Raw genomic sequence first — 23,678 nt, forward strand, 5'->3', positions numbered from 1 at the left:
GTATATACCTCCTTTAGCATAATAATTTTTTTATGTATGTTGTTTATATTCTTTTGTAAAGAGGAAAGGAAGATAAAATAGTGATACAAATATAAGTCTCTCTAAAATAACATAATAGCTAAGTGGTATTTCAGAACTATTACAAATAACATCTAAACTATCAACTAAAGCATGAATTATAGAACAAATCCATATATTTTTAGTTTTCAAATAAACATAACCTAAAAATATAGAAAGTCCGATTCCATAAATTAAATGAATTACACTTCCCAGTATTGGAGCATCTGGATTATAGAATGTAAATTGTAGAGGTAAATGCCATAAACTCCAACAAACACCTACAATTATAACACCTATTTTTTTGTCAAATTTATTAAAGAAAATACTTTGTAAAAAACATCTCCAGCCATATTCTTCAGACAAAAAAGGATAAATATATATTAATGATATTATAGTAAGGTTCAGATAAAATAAAATACCATTATAATTAAGATTATTTCTACTTATTATTAATCCAAGGATAACTTGAGAAAATATAAAGTAGATAATTAATAAAGCACCTGTTCTTACATTTTTTAGAATATACAGTTCTTTTGATTTAAAAGAATAAATAATAAGATATAAACTGCTTATTAAAATTAATATAGAATTCACTAATTGAGATTGATTGAGGTTTATTAAGTTAAATGATTTAGCAATAAATAATAAAAAATAACTAAGAAAAAGTAATATTACTAATGAATAAAACTTATACTCATTATTAGTTTTTCCTTCTGAGTAAAATTTTGCAATAGCGACAGAAGATAAAGGCAATATCATTATGAATGATGCAAAATTTCCTGGGTCAATAAACTTATTGAAATATAATAGAAAACCTAATAAATAAGTTAAGCCAAAAGTTATAGAAAAAAATATTATAATCTGTATTTTCTTTCTTTTTTCTTCATTTTCAATATATCTTGGATTTAATAAATCAATCCATTTTTCTTGTAATTTCAATACAAAAACCTCCTTTAACATATTACTTTCTTTTCTATAATAACAAATTCATATTGTATTAATTTTCTTAATAAAAGTATAGCAGCAATGTAAGTATAAAGAGTATCTAAAATATTACAAATATTAACAGGTTATATAAAACTATAGTAGAAGTTGTAATAATAAAACGAACGAAAATTATTATACTAAAACATAAGACATGTTATAATTATATTGTATATTTATTAATGTATAAACTATCAAGAGCGTTACTTAACACATCTTAAAATTGATTTAAATGAGTCTTTTTCATACACAAAATTATATGATATAATAAAAAAATAGAAGTGTATTGGTAGTACACTTCTATAGCTATAACTAAGCATTCTCATGAGCGGGAGTGCTTTTTTCATTTTTCCAAACAACCTTGTTTACTTCATCAATAATTATCAAATTAATCTTATTATTTTTCAAAATCTCTGTTGCAGTATCAATAAGATTATCTAGGTCAAAACTACGAGTTAATTCTAGTTACTTGTTGTTTAAAACTCTTTTCAGTATGTAAGTATTAAAACACATCTATATCACCCCTTAAGCACTAAGGCATTCTTGTAAGCGCTTCCAAAATAAAAAATTCGTCTACATACTGGTCAAAGTTTCTAACATATTCAGTCTTGTATTTAGTGTTATTTATTTCTATAAAAGCAATAGTTTTGCCATCATCATAGTATCTGCTTATTACGAAATATTTTTCTGCAGTAGATACATTTTCTTTATCTTCTATAACTAAGCCTTCAGCATTAAAACAAGGTGCCATACTATGCTTTCCAATCCTTAAGTAGTTAATATTAACCTTTTAAGGTTAATTTAATAATATTACTATTTCATAATAAAGTCAAGAAAAATTAACTATAAAAGAGAAATATTGCCCTTAATGGGTTAATTATGATAAAATAAATTAAAAGAGGTGATAAAATGATTTCATACAATCGCTTATGGAAATTATTAATTGATAAAAAAATAAAAAAAATGGAATTTAAAGAAATGACAGGACTAGGAAGTTCAAGTATTAGTAAATTGAACGAGGATAAAGTTGTCTCTATGGCTACAATGGAAAAAATATGTTTGGCATTAGATTGTAACATAGAAGATATTGTTGAGATTAAAAAAGATATTGAGTAGTAATATTTATCTTAAAAAGTATATGATACTAATATGTTTTATAGGGCATTAGAAAATATAGAAATAATAGATTAAGTTTTATACAATGGACAAGGTTTTATCAGATTATAAAGAAAAATAATCATAACACAACTAATAAATTTTATAAAATTTATTTTGAAAAGGTATTATTTTCAAATTTGAGGACATAATAAAAAAGAACTGAAGGTCAAAGTTTTAGTTCGCCAATCGTTGGTAAACAAAAATTTTAAATTTGTAACATCTAGGAGGATTTTATTATGAAAGCAAATGTTAATCAAGATACTTGTATAGGTTGTGGATTATGTCCATCAATATGCCCAGAAGTATTTGACATGGCTGATGATGGAAAATCACATGTTATAGTTGATGAAATACCAAGTGATGCTGAAGAATCAGCAAAAGAGGCTAGAGAAAGCTGTCCAGTTGATGCAATAGATGTGCATTAACAAAAGAAAAGCCTATGAAGATTGAAAGCTCAATCTTTATAGGCTTTTATATTTTATTGAGTTAAAATTTCAATTCCTGTTTCTGTAACTAAAACCATGCACTCCCATTGAGCAGATAATTTACCATCTTTTGTGTAGATAGTCCAATCATTTTCTTCATCAACAAAAATCTCATGAGTTCCTTCATTTACCATAGGTTCTATAGTAAATATCATTCCAGGAACCAACAACATTTCAGTTCCTTTTTTAGAAACATAACTTACAAATGGGTCTTCATGAAAACTTAGTCCAACTCCATGCCCACCAATTTCTCTAACAACAGAATATCCATTTTCTTTTGCATAAGAATTAATAGCATTACCTATATCACCCAAGAATCCCCATGGTTTAGCAGCTTCAAGACCTTTTTGAATGCATTCTTTAGTAACTTGAACCAATTTTTTTGCATTTTCTTTAACATTTCCTATCATAAACATTCTTGAAGCATCTGAGTAATATCCATTAAAAATAGTAGACACATCTACATTTATAATATCTCCATCCTTTAATAGGATGTCTTTACTTGGGATACCATGACAAACTTCATTGTTTATTGATGTACATACACTTTTAGGAAAACCATTATAATCTAGTGGTGCAGGAATAGCTCCATTTTCTAATGTAAAGTTATGGACTAATTCATTTATATCTTCTGTAGACATTCCAACTTTAATTTTATCCGAAATATAATCTAAAATCTTTGTGTTTATTACAGCACTTTTTTTAATTTCTTCAATTTGTGTTGCATTTTTTATGATGTCGTGAGTAGGTACAATATGACCTAGCTGAGCAAATGAATTTATTTTATTATCTATATCCATATGACATTTTTTATATTTTTTAGTACTTCCACACCAACAAGCATCGTTTCTGTTTAATTTCATAACTCTTCATCCTTTTTATTATTTATTTAAATTATGGGCTACATAAACTATTTTAAAATATAACCATTAGAAATATTATAACATAAATATCAAAAAGTCTTTTATAAAGAGTACTTTATTAAATAGAAATATATTATTAAGTATTAATGTGTTTCATAGCTTAGTTCTAATTCTTCAAGAAAATTATATGTTAAAGGACAATTTTCTTTCAATATATTTTTTGAGTCTTCATCAAGATAATAATGCACAAATGATTCCGCAAAAAATTCTTCTGGGAATTTACTAATATATGCATGTGCAACTTGTTTAGGGTCATAAAGTTTATACCTTTCTTGAATAAACACTTCCATAAATTCTTCTGAATTTGATTTTTTGTCTAATACATTTTTATCTATAGCATGTGCAGTTTCATGTAATTCCAAATTTTTAGCTGAATGAACATTTGCATAACTAGGGTTACTATAACCTATTTTAGCCACAATAGAGTTGTTTCTATATATCCCAGGTACATCTTTCCAAGTTTTACCTGATCTTACCCAGCATGGAGGTAATTGGTGTTTTAAATCACTAAATTCTGGTTCATCAGTTAAATTTGAATTTATTAATTTTATAATTATATCTTTTTCTTTAAGTGTTTGTAGATATTTTCCATTTATGTTTGAAAGTCTGTTTTTCATGTTTTCAACTTCATCTTTATCATAGTCTGAATTATCTGGAAGTATAATCATTTGTTCAATTATATCTATATTACTTTCTCTTATATTTTTACTGTTTTTGTTAACTTCATATTTGAGGCTATCATCTCGATAAAAAGTCATATTTGCATCGTTTTCTGAAAAAGAGGAGTGAATATTTTCTAAATCTAAAATGTTCATTTGATGTAAAATATTTTTTGTTTCACCACTCCATACCACTAAAGAAAGTGAATTAAAGTTAATTAGTGGATTTTCTTTCATTTTTGTTTTATTACTTATACTGACATCGAATACATATTCAATGGAGTTTTCTATATCAAGATTGTTTGTATTCTTCTTAAGATATAGATATGCTTGTCTTAACTCTATATAAATGTTATCTAAAGATTCGTCGAAAAATTCTGATAGATTGTTTGTAAATATTTCTTCACTTAAAAGTTCACTTTTATCAGTCACACTTTCAATTAAAGTATTAATTTCTTTTATCATCTCAGGAATATTTATCTTCTTGCTTGCTTTTTCATCAGATACATTGCATGGTGCAAGAGCAATGCAATAAAAATCTTCTTCTTTTTTATAAAAGGCTTTAAGTGATTTTGACAAAAGTGTAAAGTCTACACCTATCTGTAAATTGACTTTAAATAAGTTCTTTTGTGATAATTCAATATTATTGCTTTTAGCTATAATTAAATTGTTTTCCATAATCATTGCCCCCTTTTTATTAGGTTATCATAATTTTTTTATATATGTCAATTTATTTTTTTGAAAATTATAATTTTTTTGAAAATTTTATTTTTTATATTTGTGAATTTTTTGTTAGAAGAATAAATATGTTATTAATATGTCAAAATTTAGCGTCAAATACTTTTAGAATCTACTTTACGAATTTACATTTGAGTTATTGTTATAGCTGACCAATATATAAAATTTACAGCAGTTTTTTTTATTTTATAATATAATGTTTATATATTTAATTTAAGGATGTGAATTAAGATGTATTTTACATATATTATAAGGTGCAAAGATGATTCTCTATATACTGGATATACTAGCAATATAGAAAGAAGAATGAATGAGCATAAGTCAGGAATTAATTCAAAGTATACAAGAGCAAGGGGATTTAAAAAGTTAGAGGTTTATTTTGTAACAAATACAAAAAGTAATGCAATGAAATTAGAATACTATATAAAAAAGTTAACTAGGGATAAAAAATTATCTATAATAAAAAATCCCAATATACTTATAGATTCAATTGACAATAAAGAAAATTATATTATTGGAGAAGAGATAAAAGAACTGAAGTAAGTGTCTTTAATTATATTGTAAATAAGTGTATACAGTGTAAAAACTTGACAATAAATACTATTGTAATATAATGAAGTTATAAATATAATAAATTAAAATAGCTAGGGGAGCCAAGAGCTGAGAGGAATACCGACCCTTACACCTGAACTGGATAATGCCAGCGTAGGAAAGCTTAGTATAAAACTTAAGTATGTATTATTTGTGATATATGCGAATTTCTAAGCTATACCTATTGTAGGTATAGCTTTTTTAGTTAATCTATTTAAATTAAATTTTTAGGAGGGTATAAATGAGTAACTACAAAATACCAACACTTACAATAGCTGGTTCAGATTCATCTGGAGGAGCTGGAATCCAAGCTGATTTGAAAACTTTTAGTGCAATTGGCACATATGGAATGAGCGTAATAACAGCTATAACGGCACAAAACACTAAAGGAGTTTTTGCTGTAGAAGATTTAAGCCAAAGTATAATAAAAAAACAAATAGAGGCAGTATTTGATGACATACCTCCAAGAGCAGTAAAAATAGGAATGGTTTCAAGCCCAGAAATTATACTTGAAATAGTTGAAAATTTAAAAAAATATAATCCAGAATATTTAATAGTAGACCCTGTAATGATATCTAAAAGTGGATATTATTTATTAAAACCAGAAGCAAAGGAAAATCTAATTAAGTATTTAATACCACTTGCATATATAATTACACCAAATATTCCAGAAGCTGAAGAAATTACAGGAATAAAAATACATAATGTAGATGATATGAATAGAGTAGGAAAGAAAATATTAGAGCTTGGACCTAAATTTGTTCTTATGAAAGGCGGACATTTAGATGGAGAAGCAGTGGATATTTTAGTTGGTAAAAATATATTTGAAGTGTATAAAAGTGAAAGAATTGATAAAAAAAATACACATGGAACAGGATGTACATTATCTTCTGCAATAACATCTTACCTTGCATTAGGTTATGAAATAAAAGAAGCAGTAAAATTAAGTAAAATTTATATAACAGAAGCAATAAAAAATAGTTTTGATATAGGTCATGGAGTAGGCCCAGTACATCATTTTTATAAGTTTGAATAATAAAATTTTATGGAGGCAGAATATGTATAATTTAATTGAAGAAGTAAAGAAAGTAAACCCATTAGTAATTCACTATACTAATAATGTAACAATAAATGATTGTGCTAATGTAACTTTAGCTATAGGTGCAAGCCCTCTTATGAGTTTTTCATATGAGGAAGTAGAAGAAATGGTAAGTATAGCAAATGCTGTAGTTATAAATATAGGAACTATGAATTCAAATATATTAGATTTGTTTTTATTGGCTGGAAAGGCGGCAAATAAATACAATAAACCTGTTATCTTAGACCCAGTGGGAGTCTTTGCAAGTAAAGCCAGAGCAGAACTTACAAATAAGCTTTTAAATGAAGTTAAATTTGATGTGGTTAAAGGGAATATAGCAGAAATAAAATTTATAGGTGGTTTTGATGTAATGGGTAAAGGTGTAGATTCCTTTGATGATGAAGAAGATTCTACTGATATAATAAAAAAAGTTTCTGAAAAACTTGAATGTATAGTTGCAGCAACTGGAAAAATAGATATAATAACTGATAGTAAGAATACATATAAAATAAATAATGGAACTGATAAATTAAAAGGTATTACAGGCACAGGGTGTATGACTGCTAGCTTGATTGCAAGTTTTATGGCTGTGACTAAAAATAAATTAGAAGCAGCTACAATGGGTGTACTTACAATGTCGTTAAGTGGGGAGCTGGCTAATTTAAATAATCCACCAATAGGTACATTTAAAGAAAAGCTAATGAATTCTATTTATCAAATGGATGAAGAGATTATAAGTAAAAACTCTAATATTGAATTTTTAAATGAATAAATGGTCAACAGGAGGTTGCAAATGATAGATAAAGAATGTTTAAAAAAAGACTTAAAGTTATATTTAGTGACTGATTCTGAAATGCTAGAAGGTAGAGATTTTTATAAATGTATTGAAGATGCAATTGTTTCTGGAATAACAACGGTGCAACTCAGAGAAAAAAATGCTTCTGGAAAAGAATTTTTAAAAAAGGCTATGAAGCTAAGGGAAATAACTAGAAAACATGGTGTTAAGTTTATAATAAATGATAGAGTAGATATAGCAATTATTTGTGATGCAGATGGAGTGCATGTAGGACAGAGTGACATTGATGCAAAGGAAGTTAGAAAGCTTATAGGAAAAGATAAAATACTAGGTGTATCAGCAAGAACTTTAGAAGAGGCTATCTGTGCAAAAAATGATGGTGCAGACTATTTAGGTATAGGGTCTATATTTACAACATCTACCAAACTGGATGCTAAATCTGCATCATTTGAAACTGTCAAAGAAATTAAAGAAAAGATAGATATACCATTTGTATTGATTGGTGGGATAAAACTAGATAATATAGATAAACTTAAGTGCTTAAATAGTGATGGATATGCTATAATATCTGCTGTATTAAAATCTGAAAATATTTCTGAAGAAGTAGAAAAGTGGACATTAAAAATATAAAATGAGTTATGGTAGTGAAAAAATTGGAAAAATTTGATATAATTTAAAAGTAAAATATAGGAAGTTATAAATGTAAACTTTTCTACATATACTTTTTAATCAAAATATATGTAGATTTGATTAAAAGGAGATATTAATGATTAGGATATTATTAGTGTGTGTTGGCGGTATGTCTTCTACTTTATTGGTAAATAAAATGGAGAAAGATGCAAAGAAAAGAGATATAGACTGTAAAATATGGGCAGTTGGAGAGGGAAATATAAAATCAGAACTTGGTAATTTTGATATTTTACTTCTTGGGCCACAGCTTAGATTTATGTTTGATGATGTAAAATCTATAGTTGGAGATAAAGCTCCAGTAGCTATAATAGATATGGTAAACTATGGTACTTGTAATGGTCATGCTGTATTAAATGCAGTACTAGAAATACTAAATTAAATTAATCACTGATAGTGAACTCTATGATATAGAGTTCACTTTTTATATTTTATAGTTCTTTTTCAAATTTTTTTATTTTCAACAAGGCTGATTTAAATTGTTCATCTTCATAGACTCTTAATATATAATTAACTTAGAAAAAAATTAATAAAGGAGAATATAAGGTAGAGTTGTTTCTATATGTAAATTATTCCTAAATTTGCACTGATTATATACTTATCCATTTAGATTTTAATCTATTCAAAATACACTTCTATTTACTCGTTTATCAATTTATATGGTAATAATTGGATTTGATTGTATGAGATTAGTGCAGTACTATTTATTAGAATAAAAGAATATAATTTATTTTTTCACTAATATATAAAGGATATACTGGTATCATTGACATTTATATTGGAGGTTGATTATGAAGAATGAAATTTTACGTTTTATAAATGAAAAGGTATTATTTGACAATTTTGATGAACTTAAAAAACAAAGTGGTATAGTAACAGAAGATATAGTAAAAAAGTTTAATTTAAGTAGAACTCAATCAAGCAGATTATTAAATGATTTGGTAAAGTCTGATAATCTTATAAAGATAAATAGTAGACCTGTTATCTTTCTACCAAAAAATAAGATAAATGATGCAATAGGTCCTACGAAAAAAAGTATTTATGAAAGTGTTGATGAACTTAGTAATGAGTGTAAATTATTAAAGCAGGAGATTGTATTTAACAGTATTATAGGTCATGAAAGTAGCCTAAAAGAGGCAATAGAGCAAATAAAAACCGCTGTACTTTATCCAAATGATGGACTTACAATAATGCTAACAGGTGAAAGTGGTGTAGGTAAAACTTTTTTAGCGAAGGTAATATATAAGTATAGTGTAAGTAGTAATATATTAGAAAAAAATGCTCCATATAATGTACTAAACTGTGCACAGTACTATAATAATCCAGAGTTATTATCAAGTATACTATTTGGACATGTCAAGGGGGCTTATACTGGAGCAAATGAATCTAGAGCTGGGTTAATAGAGAAATCTGATGGTGGTATATTATTTTTAGATGAGGTACATAGATTAAACAGTGAAGGTCAGGAAAAGTTATTTACATTTATGGATACAGGTACATTTTCTAGAATTGGAGAGAATGGAGTAAATAGAAGTGCTAAGGTAAGGCTAGTATTTGCTACAACAGAAAGCTTATCTGAGTTTTTGCAGACTTTTTTAAGAAGAATACCTATAAATATTTATGTTCCTAATATAGAGGAAAGAGGAACTATTGAAAAAAGGAAGATTATAGAACATTTTATATATGAGGAAAGTAAGGTGCTTGGTTTACCTATAGAGATAACTCAAATTACATTAAATACGATTTTAAAGATAAAATTCAAAGGTAATATAGGTGAATGTAAAAATGTAATAAAATATGCATGTGGAAGGGCATATGCAAAAAACCAAAAAAGAAATGGAAATATTTTTGTTACACTTCAAGACCTTCCTAGAAATATTTATATAGAAAATGTAGATATATTTCAGTTCCAAAGTGCTAAAAGCAAAAGTATTGTGTTTTCTCCTAAACAATTTAATATTGAGACATCAGATGAAGGAAATAAAAGAAATATAATATATCAAAGTCTTACAAAGTGTTTAGATTATTTTGATAGACTAGAAAAAAAAGAAATAACAAAAGAGATATTTAGTGAAAAGAGCTCAAACTTAATGATTAGGTTAATGGATAACCTAGTTTTTTCAAATAATGATGAAAATAAAAATGTACTTATGGAGCTTATAATATCTATAATGCAGGATATATTTAGAAATTTAGAAGTTAACAACAATATAAAATATGATGGAAATAATGTATTAGCATTTTCTTCGTATCTTTATTTGAAGGATGAGTCTTATCAATTGTCTGATGAATGTAAAATCTTACAAAGTAAATTACTAACATATTTAAAGAAAGAAAATTACAAAGAATACTCTATAGTAAATAAAGTATCGACATTAATAGCAAATAGATTGGATATGTATCTTAATAATGTAGATATAATTATAATGATTATATTTATTAAGTCGACAGTTATAAGAATGAAGTCTAATAAAGTTAATGCAATGATTATAGCACATGGGTATGCTACTGCTAGTAGTATGGCAAATGTATGTAATCGTATGTTGGGTAAAAATGTATTTACAGCTATAGATATGCCTATAGATGCGACAATTGCTGATGTATCAAATCAAATGTCTAGATACTTGGAAGGAGATAGGATAAAAAATGGACTAGTTGTGTTATTTGATATGGGCTCTCTTAATCTGATATATGAAGATTTAAAAAGTAAAATAAGTAGTCCAATGTTGTTTATAGACCAAATATCCACTATTTTTGCACTAGAGGTAGGTAATTTATTAATGCAAGGTAAAAACATTGAAGATATAGCAGAAATTATGGATGAAGAAATTAAACCCAACATACAATTGTATTATCCTCAAAAAAATAAAGAGTATGCCATAGTATCTTCTTGTTTTACTGGGATAGGTACTGCTATAAAAATCCAACATCTACTTTCAGAAAGCTTAATGGGGATAGTTGATGTTAAGATAATACCGCACGATTATGAGAGTCTTGTTTCTATGGGAGATAAAGATCCACTTTTTAAAATGTATGATGTATTGGCCATAGTAGGAACTGCTAATCCAAATGTAAATGGAGTAGATTTCATACTACTAGAGGATATAATATCAGGAAAAGGAGAAGATGATGTCTTTAGAATATTTAGTAAAGTAGTAGAAAGTGAAAAAATCAAAAACATAAATGATTCTATCATAAAGAATTTTTCTTTGATTAGAGTAATAGATAGTCTGACTATTTTAGACTCAAAAAAAATAATAGAGAGAATAGAAGAAGGAATCAATGCTATAGAAAATAATCAAAAGAAAAAACTTCCTAATGATAAAAAAATTGCTTTATATGTTCACTTAAGTTGTATGATTGAAAGATTGGTTAGACAAGCTGAGATTGAAGAATATACTGATATGAATTTATTAATTAAAAACCATCACAGTGAAGTTAAACTAATAAAAAATGCATTTAGTGTGCTAGAAAAGAGCTATAGTGTGCAAATATCTATTTCAGAAATCGGATATATCTATAATATTATTTATGGTCCACTTCAGTAAAATACAGTATTAAAAAATAAATAAATAAAATTGAAAAAAAGTATGCCACTAGTTGGCATGCTTTTTGCTTTTATAAATAAACAAGAGGATAAAAAATAAAAATTTTAATATATAATGGAGGATTTGAGGAAAATGATATCTTTAATGAGGATTGATGACAGACTAATACATGGTCAGGTAGCATATGGATGGACAACATCATTAGGTATAAATGTAATATTAGTTGCAAATGATGAAGCAAAAAACGATCAAATGAAAGCCATGTCATTAAATTTAGCTAAGCCTAGCAATGTAACTTTATATATAAGGGGGGTAGAGGAATCTGGAGAAATAGTAGAAAAATTTGCTTCTTCAAAGAAAAGTAATGTATTAGTATTAGTAAAAAATACAAAAGATGCTTTAGATGTAGCTAAAAACTCAGGAGGAGTTTTAAAAGAAATAAATGTAGGTGGATTAAGATACGAGGAAGGAAAGAAGAAGCTGACAGACTTAGTTGCTGTTGATGATAATGATATAAACAATTTTAAAGAAATAACTGATTTAGGAATTGATATAGAATTTAGAATGTTACCTAGAGACAAAAAGAAAAAATTATCAGACTTAATAAAATAATTTGGGAGAAAGAAAATGAAAAATTTTTTAATTGCAACACATGGAGAATTATCTAAGGAGCTTGTTGAGACAAGTAAATTAATAATTGGTTCATTAAGTAATGTTGAGTACTTTTGTATGACAAAAGATAAATCAGCAGACGATGCTGAGAAAGAAATGATAAGTATATTATCAAATAACAAAAATAATGGAGAACTTATCATACTAACAGATATATTTGGTGGAAGTGTAGCAAACATATGTACTAATTTACTCTTACAAGGGTTTAAATTTGAGTTATTGACAGGAGTAAATTTACCAATGCTTTTGGCTATTCTTTTATCAACAGAAGAGGATGCAAAGCTATTAGCTAAATCAGGTTTAGAGGAAGCGAGAAATGGAATAGTTCATGTAAATGAACTATTAGAAAATAAAAATGAAATCAAAAGTGTGATGTAATTAATGTAAATTAAGAGGGAGGTTCACTATGTTAGTACAAGCTATTATGTTAGCTATTATAGCAGGCTTTGGTATATTAGATGGACGTATATTTGGTCAGTCTATGTTTGATAGACCAATAGTTACAGGGGCATTAGTAGGATTAGTTTTAGGAGATATAAAGTCAGGAATTATGATTGGTGCACAACTTGAATTAATTTGGATGGGAATTGCAGGAATAGGTGCAGCTACTCCTCCAGATGTAGTAACAGGTGGTGTATTAGGTACAGCGTTTGCTATATTATCAGGAAATGGTGCAGAAGTTGCTCTAGCTGTAGCAGTGCCAGTAGCAGTTTTAGCACAATCTCTTGGAGTATTGGTTAGAATAGTAAACTCATATTTTTCTCAAAAGGCAGTTTTTTATGCTAAACAAGCTGACTTTAAAAAGGTTACTATAATGATGTGGATACCAGTAGTATTATTCTTTTTAAGTACTTCAGTTCCAACATTTTTAGCAATTATGATTGGTGCTGATAAAGTTACAACATTAATAAATGCAATACCTAAAGTTATATTAGATGGATTAGGTGTTGCAGGAACATTGTTACCAGCAGTAGGATTTGCACTACTTATGGATATGCTACTTTCAAAAAAGATGTCTGTATTTTTCTTTATAGGATTCCTCTTAGCATCTTATGTTGGACTAGATATAACTGCAATAGCGTTGTTTGGAGTCTGTGTAGCAGTTATATTAAACTTTTATATTAATAACAAAGAAAATAGTCAAAATCCTCAAGTAGCAACTAATATTTTAACGGAAGGAGAGATTGACTTTGAATAAACTAACAAAAAAAGAATTAAGAAGTATGTTTTGGCGTTCATTTGCTCTTCAAGGTGCGTTCAATTATGAAAGAATGCAAAACTTAGGTTATTGTTATGCAATGTTACCTGCAATAAAGAAGTTATATAATAAAAAAGAAAATCAAGCAAAAGCGATAGAAAGACACTTAGAAATTTTTAATACAACCACAGTAGTAGTTCCTGCTATATTAGGTATAACAGCAGCTATGGAAGAGGAGAATGCTAATAATTCAGAATTTGATGAAAACTCAATCAGTGCTGTTAAAACAGCTCTTATGGGACCTCTTGCAGGAATTGGGGATTCACTATTTTGGGGAACATTTAGAATTATAGCTGCTGGAATAGGAGTATCACTTGCAAAAGAAGGAAATATATTTGGCCCGCTATTATTCTTACTGTTGTATAATATCCCAGCATTTGCTCTAAGAATACTTGGACTTAAATATGGATATAAAGTCGGAGTAAATTCACTTGAAAGAATACAAAGAGAAGGGCTTATGGAGAAAATAATGTCTATGGCTACAACTGTTGGTTTATTCGTTGTAGGAGGAATGGTTGCAACAATGTTGAGTATAACTACTCCACTAAAATTTAATTTAAATGGTGCAGAAGTGGTTTTACAAGATATATTAGATAAAATAATACCTAACATGTTACCTTTAGCTTTTGCATTTGTAATATATTACATGCTAAAGCGAAAGGTAAGTGTAACAAAGTTAACTCTAGGCATTATAGTTGGAGGAATTGCTTTACATGCAATAGGGTTATTATAGAAAGAAAATTATAATTTATTAAATATATGAATAAGGAAGGCATACAAAATGAGAATACAAGATTATATGTTAGAAACACCAGCAAAAATGAGAGAAATGATATCTAATGCAGATAGTTTATTTAATGAAATTAAGAAAGAAGATATAAAAAAGATTATAATAACAGGTTCAGGTACTAGTTATCACTCAGGATTGCAAGTACAACCATATTTGCAAAATTTATTAGACATAGATGTTGTAGAAAAGTATCCATTTATGATAACTGAAGATACATTTAAATTTGATAATAAAAATACTTTAGTGGTGGGAATATCTCAAGGTGGAAGTAGTTATTCTGCATATAATGCTATGAAGTTAGCTGAAGACAAGGGTTGTAAAATAGCATCTATGGCAGGCTGTAAAAATGCTCTAATAGATGAGATTTCTGACTATATATTAACAGTGAATTGTGGTGAAGAAAAATCTGGTGCTAAAACAAAAGGCTTTTATTGTACAAAGTTAAATTTAATGTTATTAGGTCTTCAAATAGCTAGAGAAAAGGGAATAATATCTAGTGAAAAGTACAATGAAGAGATAAATAAGATATTGGATGCAATAGATAGATTTGAATCAGTATATAAATCATCTGAGCAATGGATTGAAAGAAACAAAGAAAAGTTAGTTAACGCTAAAGAAATAAGAGTAGTAGGTCACTCTGATATATATGGAGATACATTAGAGTCAGCATTAAAATTATTAGAGACAATGAGAATTCCTGTAACTGGATATGAGTTTGAAGAGTTCATACATGGTGTATACAATGCTATAAATAGTGATTCTACTATATTTATACTAGATACAGGAAGAGAACCTAGAGTAACTAAGATGGTTGAAGTACTTTCTGGATGGACAGACAATGTATTTGTCATAGGTAGAGATGTTGCAGAAGAAGATAAAAATTTAAAGGCAGATATTATAGATAATCCTTACTATCAAACGTTTAACTTCATAGTACCTATACAATTGATATGTGGAGAAATACCTACATTAAGAGGTATAAACCCAAGTATTCCAAAAGATACTAAGTTCCACATGAAGTTAGGTAGTAAGAAGTTTAATAAGTAATTATACATATAAGTACTTTAGTTTATAGTTTCTTGTATAAATTTATAAATATACACTTAAGTAGCATGAATTATAAAGGTGGTGTCTCAAAATGATTTTAATTAATCATTTTGGAACACCACTTTTTTAGTGTATATATAATAGATTAGTTTTTTACAAATCTACACACATTATCTTCAAAAATTAACTTACCATTTCTTTTTTCAGTCTCCACATAGCAAGTGCGAAACTTCCACAACACAATATTAAAAATAACACTATAACAGGTAGTATATCTCCAACTAGAATGGTTTCACCAAATATTAGACTACGTAAAGTATTAATAACATGGGTAAATGGATTGAGCATAACTGCTATTTTTAATCCTCCAGATAAATCTTCAACAGGGAAGAGAGCAGAGCTTAAAAAGAAAATAGGAAGTACAATGGCAGTCATAATTGTTTCATAAATTATTTCATTTGGTAATAATAGACTTATAGCATAAGCTAGGCTTGATAAAAAAAAGGCTGTCATAAATATCAATACTATCATTATAGCAATTCCACCAATACCAGATGCTATTTTTACTGAAAAGAATATGCTTACTATGCATAAAATTGCTACTTCAATAAAAGACACTAGGATAGCTTCTAGTAACTGACCAAAGACAATGGAATATCGACTAATAGGTGCAATTAAAACTCTATAAAAACTCCCGCTATTTTTCATTATAAAATTGATGATACCACCACTACTACATGATGAAAAGATAACCAATACAATTATACCTGGAAGTATAAAAGCTGTATAATTATCGACATTCATATCACTCATAGTTTGGTTTGCGACAGAGCTATAAAGTATAAGCCAAAGAAGAGGTTGTAATATAGTAACTACAAATGAAATTGGATTTTTAAAACGCCATTTCATATTACGCCATAAGATATTTAACATTTCCATTCCTCCTTTAAATCTTTATTAGAACTTGTTAATGCTAAAAAAACATCTTCAAGACTTGGCTCTACAATTTCTATCGCATCAAACTTTATATTATGCTCTAAAAGAAATTTATTTATTAAAGTAAGTGAAGTTCTACTTTCTTTTACACTTATGAAAAGAGAATTTTCATGTATATTCATAAATTTAACTAAGCAAGCATTTTTAATATCATTCTTATATTTTTTTATATCTTCAATATCATGAAATGCGATACGAAGTATATTTTGCTTAATATAATTACGTAAACTAGATGGTGTTCCTTGTGCCAAATCTTTTCCATTTTTCATAATACAGATATTATCACTTAGCTGTTCAGCTTCTTCAAGATAATGAGTAGTTAGAAAAATAGTTGTACCATATTCATCTCTAATTTTTAGTAGCATATCCCACATAGCTTTTCTTGAATCTACATCCATACCAACAGTAGGTTCATCTAAAAACAGAATCTTAGGAGACGACACCATATTCATAGCTATATCTAATCTACGTTTTACTCCACCAGAATAAGATGAAGTAGGATACTTTAAGTAACTAGTTAACTCAAATTTTTCAATTAAAGAGTTTATTCTTTCTTTTGCAACTTGTGGTTCCACTTTATACATTTTGCTTTGGAATATCATGTTTTCCATGAGAGACAGGTGTTCATCAATAGATACTTGTTGTGCTACACAAGCAATTTGAGTGCGTATCCAAGATGGATTATTTATTAAGTCTTTTCCAAGCATCGTTACATTACCCGCTGTAGGCTTATAAAAAGTGGTCAAAATATTGATAAGCGAAGATTTACCAGCACCATTTGGACCAAGTAAAGAAAATATTTCTCCAGTCTTTACACTAAAACTTAGACCATTTAAAGCTCTTACACCATTTTTATATTGTTTTACTAAATTGTTGATTTCGATTGCCAACATGTATTATTCCTCCTCTTTAAGTGGAAATATGATTTCTGTAATATATTTATCTGGATTACCTTTTATTAGCATACCTGGTCCTTTAATAAATACTTCTCTCCAAGGAGTTTTTATTGTTAGATTATTTTCATGAATATATTTAAATATCATTTCATATGTTTTCGGCAAATTGTTATATGAACCAATGTGGGTAAAAAACAAAGCTTTTGTTTTAGGAAACTCTTTTATTGTTACACCCATACGATTTGGAGTTTCAGAAGTTGGTACACATAACTCCATTTTTCCTATGCCAGTTTCTTGGTCAACATTATGGTAGCAAAAGAATGGTGCACCATTTGATTTTCCTTTTATAGATTTAAATACATTTGGAAAATATTTTGTTGCTTCAGTCATGGGTCCATTGTAACTCATAGTAGCTGCTGTGACTGATTCGATGTTTTTAATTTCAATTTTATAATTCATTTGTTTTCCTCCTTAGGTATGTTTATAATGGTTTAATTAACCCATTAAGTATTAGTACAATATAAGATTTTTGATTCATTGATGATATAACCTTACCTTGTTTGTTTTCAAGTCTAACATAACATAAAATATATATCCTCTCATTTGATGCTCAATTTTGTAAACTTATTATTTGAATTTTGATTTCAATGATTTAATAAATTAAAATCAAATAATTTATTAAAAAGTATTTACAAATTAAGTGTATTAATCGTATAATACACTTAACGAAATATAAAATAAAATTTAAAGTAGAAGTGTATTTTTTTAGAAAAAGTGTATTATCGTATTAATACACTAGAATAGGAGGAAGTATGAATTTTGAATTAGATAATACATCTCCAATTTATTTGCAAATAATAAAGCATATAAAGAGACAAATAGTAACAGGAGAATTAAAACCAGGAGAAACAATACCATCAAGAAGAGAAATGGCACTTAATTTAAAAGTAAATTTAAATACTGTTCAAAGGGCATATAAGGAGATGGGTGATATGAATATAATAAATACTTTTAAAAACTATCAGAGTAGCGTGACAGTTGATGAAAATATATTAAAAAATTTAAAACTAGAGTTAATAAATGAATCTTTAGTTGTATTTATAGAAGATATGAAGGCAATAAATGTTACTAAAGAAGAAGTTTTAAAGATAATAGAAGATAGATATTAGTTTTTTAATAAATATAAACACTTAACTTATAAGGTTAATTGTACAAGCATATTAAATATGGAGGATACTAATATGATAGAAATTAAAAATGTAAGCAAAACATATAAAAGAATGCAAGGACTAAAAGTAAAGAAAATAGATGCTTTAAAGAATGTAAGCTTTAGTATTGAAAAAGGAAAAATAACAGCTTTACTTGGGATAAATGGTGTTGGTAAGTCAACAATTTTAAAAGCAATAGCAGGGCTTATAAAAATTGATAGTGGAGAGATTTTAATAGATGGAGAAAAAATGAATAAAAACATATATAATAAACTTGCATTTGTTCCAGATGTAGAATCTCACTTTAGTAATACAACAATAAAAGAGTCATTTGAATTTATGGAAATTTTTTATCCAAGATGGAATAAAGAAAAATCAAAAGAAATGATGGATATATTTAAACTGAATGAAAATGAATTAATTGACAATTTATCTAAAGGAAATATTGCAAGAGTAAAATTAATTCTTGGATTTTGTCAAGACCCAGACTATATATTACTTGATGAACCATTCACAGGGATTGACTTGTTTAAAAGAGAAGAATTTATAGGAGTAATAGCACAGTATATGAAAGAAAATCAAGCTATTATTATAACCACTCATGAGATAGTAGAAATAGAAAGTCTAGTTGATGAAGTTATAATTCTTGATGAAGGTAAAGTAATAACATCATTTAATGCAGAAGATTTGAGAGAAAGAGAAGGTAAGTCTATATTAGATAAAATGAGGGAGGTATATAAGAATGAATAAGCTTCTATGTCTAATAAATGTAGATTTAAGGAGAAATAAGAGGTTTTATATAGCCTATATATCTTTTTTATCTTTAATTACATTGGGCTTAAATTTATTTGAAATTATTAAATTTAAGAACTCTAAATTTATTATAAACTTAGCAATAGAGGATTTTGGAGGTGTATTTTATGGAATAGGTATCATTGGCAATCTTAGATGTATCCAAACAATTTTACTGTATGGAATATTGGGAATGTTTACATACTATATTTTTATGTGGAAAAGAGATTTCTTTTCTAAAAATCAAAGTATTTATACTTTAATGATGTTACCTCAGAATAAATTTAAACTTTGTATATCTAAGTCAATCACTTTGATAACAATGGTATATGGTTTTTTGATAAGTCAGATAGCAACATTATTTATATGTAAACACATATTTAATTTTGTTTTTAGAAATGTTCCAATAGTTAATATGTCCTTTGCTCAGGATTTATATTATTTAAATTTAAAAAGTATTCCAATCGATTTTATTTCTTTCATAACAATTTATGTATTTTTACTGTTTGTAGCTATTTCTTTTTTGAATAGTTGTATATTATTCACATTTTCTTACAGAGGTAAATTTTATGTGATTTTAATTACCTTGATAATTTTGGCAGGGTTATATTTTTCAACAGTATATATAAATATAATTAGTTTGTTTAGAAAGTATTATGGATTTGTTGGAACACAACTTAATTCCTTAGGTAACTATGTATTAAGTTTTATAGTTATAATGTTTATTTTAAATGGAATCTCTTATTTCTTAATAAATAAGAAATTGTCTATTTAGGAGGTGTGACATGAAATTAAAATCTAAAATATCTATACTTATTATATTTTTAGCAGTGGCAATATATTTTAGTATAGACCTATTGAACAATGAAAACAATTTAAGTATAAAAACGATAAAAGGTGACCAAGATGAATTGGGTTATATAAACATATATTTTGGATATGATTTTAATGGATATATAAATTCAAGATATATAATAAATGGAAGCAATAAAACTAAAAAAACAGAATTATTAAAATCAATAAAAGAGAGTGAGAACACGAATAACCTAATCGATGTCTCTAGTGGTTTGGATTCAATAGCTCATGTTGGTTTTGAAATAAGTGATGATTCTAAATCTAGTTCAAAAGGGATAAATTTTGTTATAGATGAGAAAAAAGAAGACCTAGAAAAAGGTGTATTTATTTCAGAAGGAAGTGATAAAAAAGTTGAATATGAAAAACTAGATATGGATAATTTTATAAGAACTAAATATAAAGTAGATAAAGATATCGATGAGTATCATGTAAAAGTGCTATCATCAAAAAGATACAAAAAAGATTTATATGTGTCTGTGCTTTATGCTCCAAATGAGTCATCAGAAAAAAATGAAGAAGATTTGAATAATATAGATATAATAAAGATTAATACTAAAAGTAAAAAAATAGAGACGATAAAAAGTATAAATATAAGCAAGTATCTTTTTGAAAAATACAACAACATACAGAGTATTGATGTAAGTTATTCTAGTAAAGATGGAGATAAAATGTATATTTTGATAGAAGCGATAAATGCAAATACATGGGATGATGTTGATTCTAAGCTCAATTTACTTGAGTATAATGTTAAAGAGAATAAAGAGAAAATAATAGAATTAAAAAGTTATAATAGAATGTCTTTGGAAAAAGCAAAGCTAAAAGATAGTAAATTATATATGATAATGTCAGAAAGAGATAATTCCAATAAAAGTAAAGAGGTAAATTTAATAACTTATAACATACTAGATGGCAGTTTAGTTGAAGATAAATATGTTTTGGATGAAAAAGAAGAAAGAAGCATCAGAAACATTGAAATTGATTCAAATAAAATCATTGTATGTACATCAAAAACAAATTCCGTACTACCCTGGGACAATAAGACTATTCTATATATAATAAATAAAAATTCGAAAGAAATAGTGTATAAGGGAGAATTACAGTTTAATAGTTCAAATAGCAGTTTAGAATTTGAAATAAAGTAGGTGAATTGATGAGGGATTTAATGAAGTTATTTGAGTTTGATTTAAAAAGAAACATAAAAAATTATATATTTATAATAAGTTGTTTTTGTTCTATTGTATTTTTAAATCTAGTGAAAAATTTAAATGATTATAACTATATAATAGAAAATGCAGTAAAAACTGAGCAGTTATCAAAAGTAGGAAAGACAATAGAAACAGTAAGTGTCATGGGGTTTTCAAGTTTTGGAAACATAATGGGTTCTATACAATCATGTTTTTTATTTGGGATATTTGTGTGTATTTGTTATGCTTTTTTTATTTGGTATAGAGATTTTGACATGAAAAGCAAATCCATATATACACTTGTGATGCTTCCTAAGAATAAAATTAATATTTATATATCTAAATTATTAAATGTATTGTTTCTAGTGTATAGCTACACTATATTATTTACAATAACTTTATTTATTGCAAGTAAAATACTACCTAATTATATGCTTGGTAGTATTGCAAACTATAATTTTGTACAAGAAACAATATATAAATTAAATATTTTACTTCCATACAGCTTTGAGAACTTATTAGTAGAATATGTATTTTTACTAATAGGAGTTATATGTGTAGTATTCACATCAATTCTTATAAATAAATCTGTGTATAAGATGAGAGCTTTAATGAGTTTTCTATTTTTAGTTATAGAAATTCTAATATTTATAATTCTTGTAGAGTTTATTATACCTTATGAATATAGTAATGTATTTACTGTAGTATATTCAAGTGTGAGCATATTTGTATGTAGTTTTATGTCTAATAAACTTTTAAATAATAAAATTGACTTTTAGGAGGTGTATATATGAGAGAAAAGAAATTAGGAAAATATACAATATGTTTTATAACAGTATGTTTATCAATGATTATTATGACTTTGATATTGAGTTGTCTTAGTAAAAATAAATTATCTATAAGAACTTTAAATGGTAATCTAAAGGATATAGGAAGAGTTAGTTTAGTATATACACCAAATATAAGTAGATATACTTATGAAGAAGTAACCATAAGTAAAAATGGGACAAGAAATGATATAAATCCTAAAACTAAAATTGGAAATGATTATTTGCATATTGATAAGAAATACAGCGATTTTATTGATGGTAAAGGAATCGAATTTATATATAAAGATGATTTGAATATAGGGGTAGCATATACTTCTACTAAGTCTAATTCAGTACAGGAAAGAAACAATTTAAATGATTATATAAAAGTTTCAAATAAAAATTTGAAAAGTGGCTTAGAAGAAAATTTTGATATTGATTTAAAAAAATCTGATTTTAAAGAAAATAGTTGGCAAACTATTTTTAACAAAATATATAGAGGAAATTTATATATGGTGATTAGTGAAACAAATGTTTCAGGTGTTACAGTCAATAATATTTGTATATTAAAGGTAGATATAAAAAATAAATCCTATAAATTATTAAATAGATTTAATTTAGACTCACAAAGTAAATACCAACAAAATATTAATGAGATTAAATTTTCTATTGGAAGTAAACTTTATTTAGAGAGGTTAAACAACAAAGAGATAAATGGTGACATTGAAGGGCATGATAATTATTCAGATTTCATTGTGTATGATATAGAAGAGAATTCTTTCGATAAAAGTAACAAGTTTATGGATAATTTAAATAAAGAAAAAAATGCTGACCAAGGGGAAATGGGCTTATTGAGTAAAACAAAGTTAGACTATATCGTTAAAGATAACAAACTAAATATTATAGTTACAGATAAGAGTCGTTTTATAATTAATCTTGTTTATAGTGTTGATTCTAATGAAATTAAACTAGAAGATTATGAAAGGCTTAATTTAAAAGTAGATTATGATGAAGCACTATCTGGTGTTAGGAAAGTTAAGTTATTAGACGATAAAATATACTCTATTTCAAGTGTAAAGGAAACTATTTCAGGAGAGAAAAAAGGAAGTGGAGTTACTTCTGATATAGTTGGAACCAAGCCAATAAAATTTCAAGTATTTGATATGAATCTTAAAAAAACAGTATATGAAGCTGAATTGATAAATGGAGATGTAAGTTTACAAGATAAGTTATTCTTTGTAGCAAATTAAATAATAGTATTAATCAAATAACTTTAAATTTAGATATTTTTTCATGTAAAATATAAAAATGAATAGATAAAAATAAAACAAGATAATTATATACATTTTGATTATCTTGTCTTATTTTAGCATTGATATAAAAGCAATTTGATTAATATCTTTTACATATTATAAATATTCTAATATTATAATATATTCTAGTTTAATCCGATATTTAATTCAC

The 23,678-nt window shown here is 26.6% G+C and carries 26 protein-coding genes and 1 riboswitch; of the genes, 19 read left to right on the forward strand and 7 right to left on the reverse strand.

The window, feature by feature from the left end:
- Positions 1-30: 30 nt before the first annotated feature.
- On the reverse strand, positions 31-999 hold the full coding sequence (locus IC218_RS02840) for a CPBP family intramembrane glutamic endopeptidase (RefSeq protein ID WP_227433025.1): 969 nt from the start codon (positions 997-999) through the stop codon (positions 31-33).
- Between the two features lie 577 nt (positions 1,000-1,576).
- Positions 1,577-1,795: a hypothetical protein gene (locus IC218_RS02845; RefSeq protein WP_227823776.1), complete on the reverse strand. Its 219-nt coding sequence runs from the start codon at positions 1,793-1,795 to the stop codon at positions 1,577-1,579.
- 158 nt (positions 1,796-1,953) lie between these two features.
- Here IC218_RS02845 and IC218_RS02850 point away from each other — a divergent pair, with 158 nt between their 5' ends.
- The gene (locus IC218_RS02850) at positions 1,954-2,160 is read left to right on the forward strand and encodes a helix-turn-helix domain-containing protein (protein ID WP_227433028.1); all 207 of its coding nucleotides are present in this window, start codon (positions 1,954-1,956) and stop codon (positions 2,158-2,160) included.
- A gap of 278 nt (positions 2,161-2,438) precedes the next feature.
- Positions 2,439-2,627 (forward strand): ferredoxin, encoded by a 189-nt coding sequence (locus IC218_RS02855; protein ID WP_227433029.1) that lies wholly within the window; start codon positions 2,439-2,441, stop codon positions 2,625-2,627.
- Between the two features lie 53 nt (positions 2,628-2,680).
- On the opposite strand, the gene IC218_RS02860 is transcribed toward IC218_RS02855, so the two are convergent.
- Positions 2,681-3,550, reverse strand: coding sequence for a methionyl aminopeptidase (locus IC218_RS02860; RefSeq protein WP_227823777.1), 870 nt, complete (start codon positions 3,548-3,550; stop codon positions 2,681-2,683).
- A gap of 143 nt (positions 3,551-3,693) precedes the next feature.
- Complete coding sequence (locus IC218_RS02865; protein WP_227823778.1) at positions 3,694-4,947, reverse strand: anthrax toxin lethal factor-related metalloendopeptidase; 1,254 nt, start codon at positions 4,945-4,947, stop codon at positions 3,694-3,696.
- A gap of 291 nt (positions 4,948-5,238) precedes the next feature.
- Here IC218_RS02865 and IC218_RS02870 point away from each other — a divergent pair, with 291 nt between their 5' ends.
- The 11 genes from IC218_RS02870 (at position 5,239) to IC218_RS02920 (ending at position 15,474) form a co-directional block, all read left to right on the forward strand.
- Entirely contained in the window at positions 5,239-5,550 is a 312-nt protein-coding gene (locus tag IC218_RS02870; protein ID WP_227433034.1) for a GIY-YIG nuclease family protein, read from the forward strand.
- 93 nt (positions 5,551-5,643) lie between these two features.
- Positions 5,644-5,736: riboswitch (TPP riboswitch) on the forward strand.
- Between the two features lie 103 nt (positions 5,737-5,839).
- Positions 5,840-6,634 carry a bifunctional hydroxymethylpyrimidine kinase/phosphomethylpyrimidine kinase gene (thiD, locus tag IC218_RS02875; protein WP_227823779.1) on the forward strand — a complete coding sequence of 265 codons (795 nt, stop codon included), beginning with the start codon at positions 5,840-5,842 and terminating at the stop codon, positions 6,632-6,634.
- Positions 6,635-6,656: 22 nt separating this feature from the next.
- Positions 6,657-7,448, forward strand: coding sequence for a hydroxyethylthiazole kinase (gene thiM / locus IC218_RS02880; protein ID WP_227433036.1), 792 nt, complete (start codon positions 6,657-6,659; stop codon positions 7,446-7,448).
- A gap of 21 nt (positions 7,449-7,469) precedes the next feature.
- The gene (gene thiE, locus IC218_RS02885) at positions 7,470-8,102 is read left to right on the forward strand and encodes a thiamine phosphate synthase (RefSeq protein WP_227823780.1); all 633 of its coding nucleotides are present in this window, start codon (positions 7,470-7,472) and stop codon (positions 8,100-8,102) included.
- Between the two features lie 136 nt (positions 8,103-8,238).
- Positions 8,239-8,541 (forward strand): PTS sugar transporter subunit IIB, encoded by a 303-nt coding sequence (locus IC218_RS02890; RefSeq protein WP_227433038.1) that lies wholly within the window; start codon positions 8,239-8,241, stop codon positions 8,539-8,541.
- Between the two features lie 409 nt (positions 8,542-8,950).
- Positions 8,951-11,707 (forward strand): sigma 54-interacting transcriptional regulator, encoded by a 2,757-nt coding sequence (locus tag IC218_RS02895; RefSeq protein ID WP_227433040.1) that lies wholly within the window; start codon positions 8,951-8,953, stop codon positions 11,705-11,707.
- 132 nt (positions 11,708-11,839) lie between these two features.
- On the forward strand, positions 11,840-12,319 hold the full coding sequence (locus IC218_RS02900) for a PTS sugar transporter subunit IIB (protein WP_227433042.1): 480 nt from the start codon (positions 11,840-11,842) through the stop codon (positions 12,317-12,319).
- Positions 12,320-12,334: 15 nt separating this feature from the next.
- Positions 12,335-12,757, forward strand: coding sequence for a PTS sugar transporter subunit IIA (locus IC218_RS02905; protein ID WP_227433043.1), 423 nt, complete (start codon positions 12,335-12,337; stop codon positions 12,755-12,757).
- Positions 12,758-12,785: 28 nt separating this feature from the next.
- Positions 12,786-13,577: a PTS mannose/fructose/sorbose/N-acetylgalactosamine transporter subunit IIC gene (locus IC218_RS02910; protein WP_227433045.1), complete on the forward strand. Its 792-nt coding sequence runs from the start codon at positions 12,786-12,788 to the stop codon at positions 13,575-13,577.
- On the forward strand, positions 13,570-14,370 hold the full coding sequence (locus IC218_RS02915; RefSeq protein ID WP_227433047.1) for a PTS system mannose/fructose/sorbose family transporter subunit IID: 801 nt from the start codon (positions 13,570-13,572) through the stop codon (positions 14,368-14,370). The genes IC218_RS02910 and IC218_RS02915 overlap by 8 nt, the downstream gene beginning before the upstream one ends.
- A gap of 48 nt (positions 14,371-14,418) precedes the next feature.
- Entirely contained in the window at positions 14,419-15,474 is a 1,056-nt protein-coding gene (locus IC218_RS02920) for an SIS domain-containing protein (protein WP_227482392.1), read from the forward strand.
- 183 nt (positions 15,475-15,657) lie between these two features.
- Here IC218_RS02920 and IC218_RS02925 read toward each other — a convergent pair whose 3' ends face one another.
- From IC218_RS02925 to IC218_RS02935, 3 genes are read right to left on the reverse strand one after another with little or no spacing between them, the layout of a single operon-like run.
- Positions 15,658-16,407 (reverse strand): ABC transporter permease, encoded by a 750-nt coding sequence (locus IC218_RS02925; RefSeq protein WP_227482393.1) that lies wholly within the window; start codon positions 16,405-16,407, stop codon positions 15,658-15,660.
- Positions 16,401-17,363 carry an ATP-binding cassette domain-containing protein gene (locus IC218_RS02930; RefSeq protein ID WP_227823781.1) on the reverse strand — a complete coding sequence of 321 codons (963 nt, stop codon included), beginning with the start codon at positions 17,361-17,363 and terminating at the stop codon, positions 16,401-16,403. Before IC218_RS02930 ends, IC218_RS02925 begins: the two co-directional genes overlap by 7 nt.
- A gap of 3 nt (positions 17,364-17,366) precedes the next feature.
- Entirely contained in the window at positions 17,367-17,825 is a 459-nt protein-coding gene (locus IC218_RS02935) for a GyrI-like domain-containing protein (protein ID WP_227482395.1), read from the reverse strand.
- A gap of 353 nt (positions 17,826-18,178) precedes the next feature.
- Between IC218_RS02935 and IC218_RS02940 the strand changes: the two genes are divergently transcribed.
- From IC218_RS02940 to IC218_RS02965, 6 genes are all read left to right on the forward strand, one after another.
- Complete coding sequence (locus IC218_RS02940) at positions 18,179-18,535, forward strand: GntR family transcriptional regulator (protein WP_227433053.1); 357 nt, start codon at positions 18,179-18,181, stop codon at positions 18,533-18,535.
- A gap of 72 nt (positions 18,536-18,607) precedes the next feature.
- Positions 18,608-19,324: an ABC transporter ATP-binding protein gene (locus IC218_RS02945; RefSeq protein ID WP_227433054.1), complete on the forward strand. Its 717-nt coding sequence runs from the start codon at positions 18,608-18,610 to the stop codon at positions 19,322-19,324.
- Positions 19,317-20,141, forward strand: a complete 825-nt coding sequence (locus tag IC218_RS02950; RefSeq protein ID WP_227433055.1) for an ABC transporter permease — start codon at positions 19,317-19,319, stop codon at positions 20,139-20,141. The genes IC218_RS02945 and IC218_RS02950 overlap by 8 nt, the downstream gene beginning before the upstream one ends.
- Positions 20,142-20,151: 10 nt before the next feature.
- Entirely contained in the window at positions 20,152-21,363 is a 1,212-nt protein-coding gene (locus IC218_RS02955; RefSeq protein ID WP_227823782.1) for a hypothetical protein, read from the forward strand.
- A 20-nt stretch (positions 21,364-21,383) separates the two neighbouring features.
- Positions 21,384-22,184: a hypothetical protein gene (locus IC218_RS02960; RefSeq protein WP_227433057.1), complete on the forward strand. Its 801-nt coding sequence runs from the start codon at positions 21,384-21,386 to the stop codon at positions 22,182-22,184.
- Between the two features lie 11 nt (positions 22,185-22,195).
- Complete coding sequence (locus tag IC218_RS02965; RefSeq protein ID WP_227823783.1) at positions 22,196-23,464, forward strand: hypothetical protein; 1,269 nt, start codon at positions 22,196-22,198, stop codon at positions 23,462-23,464.
- Positions 23,465-23,678 lie beyond the last annotated feature (214 nt).

This window comes from Clostridioides sp. ES-S-0005-03 (assembly GCF_020658455.1).
In the GTDB taxonomy this organism is placed as follows: domain Bacteria; phylum Bacillota; class Clostridia; order Peptostreptococcales; family Peptostreptococcaceae; genus Clostridioides.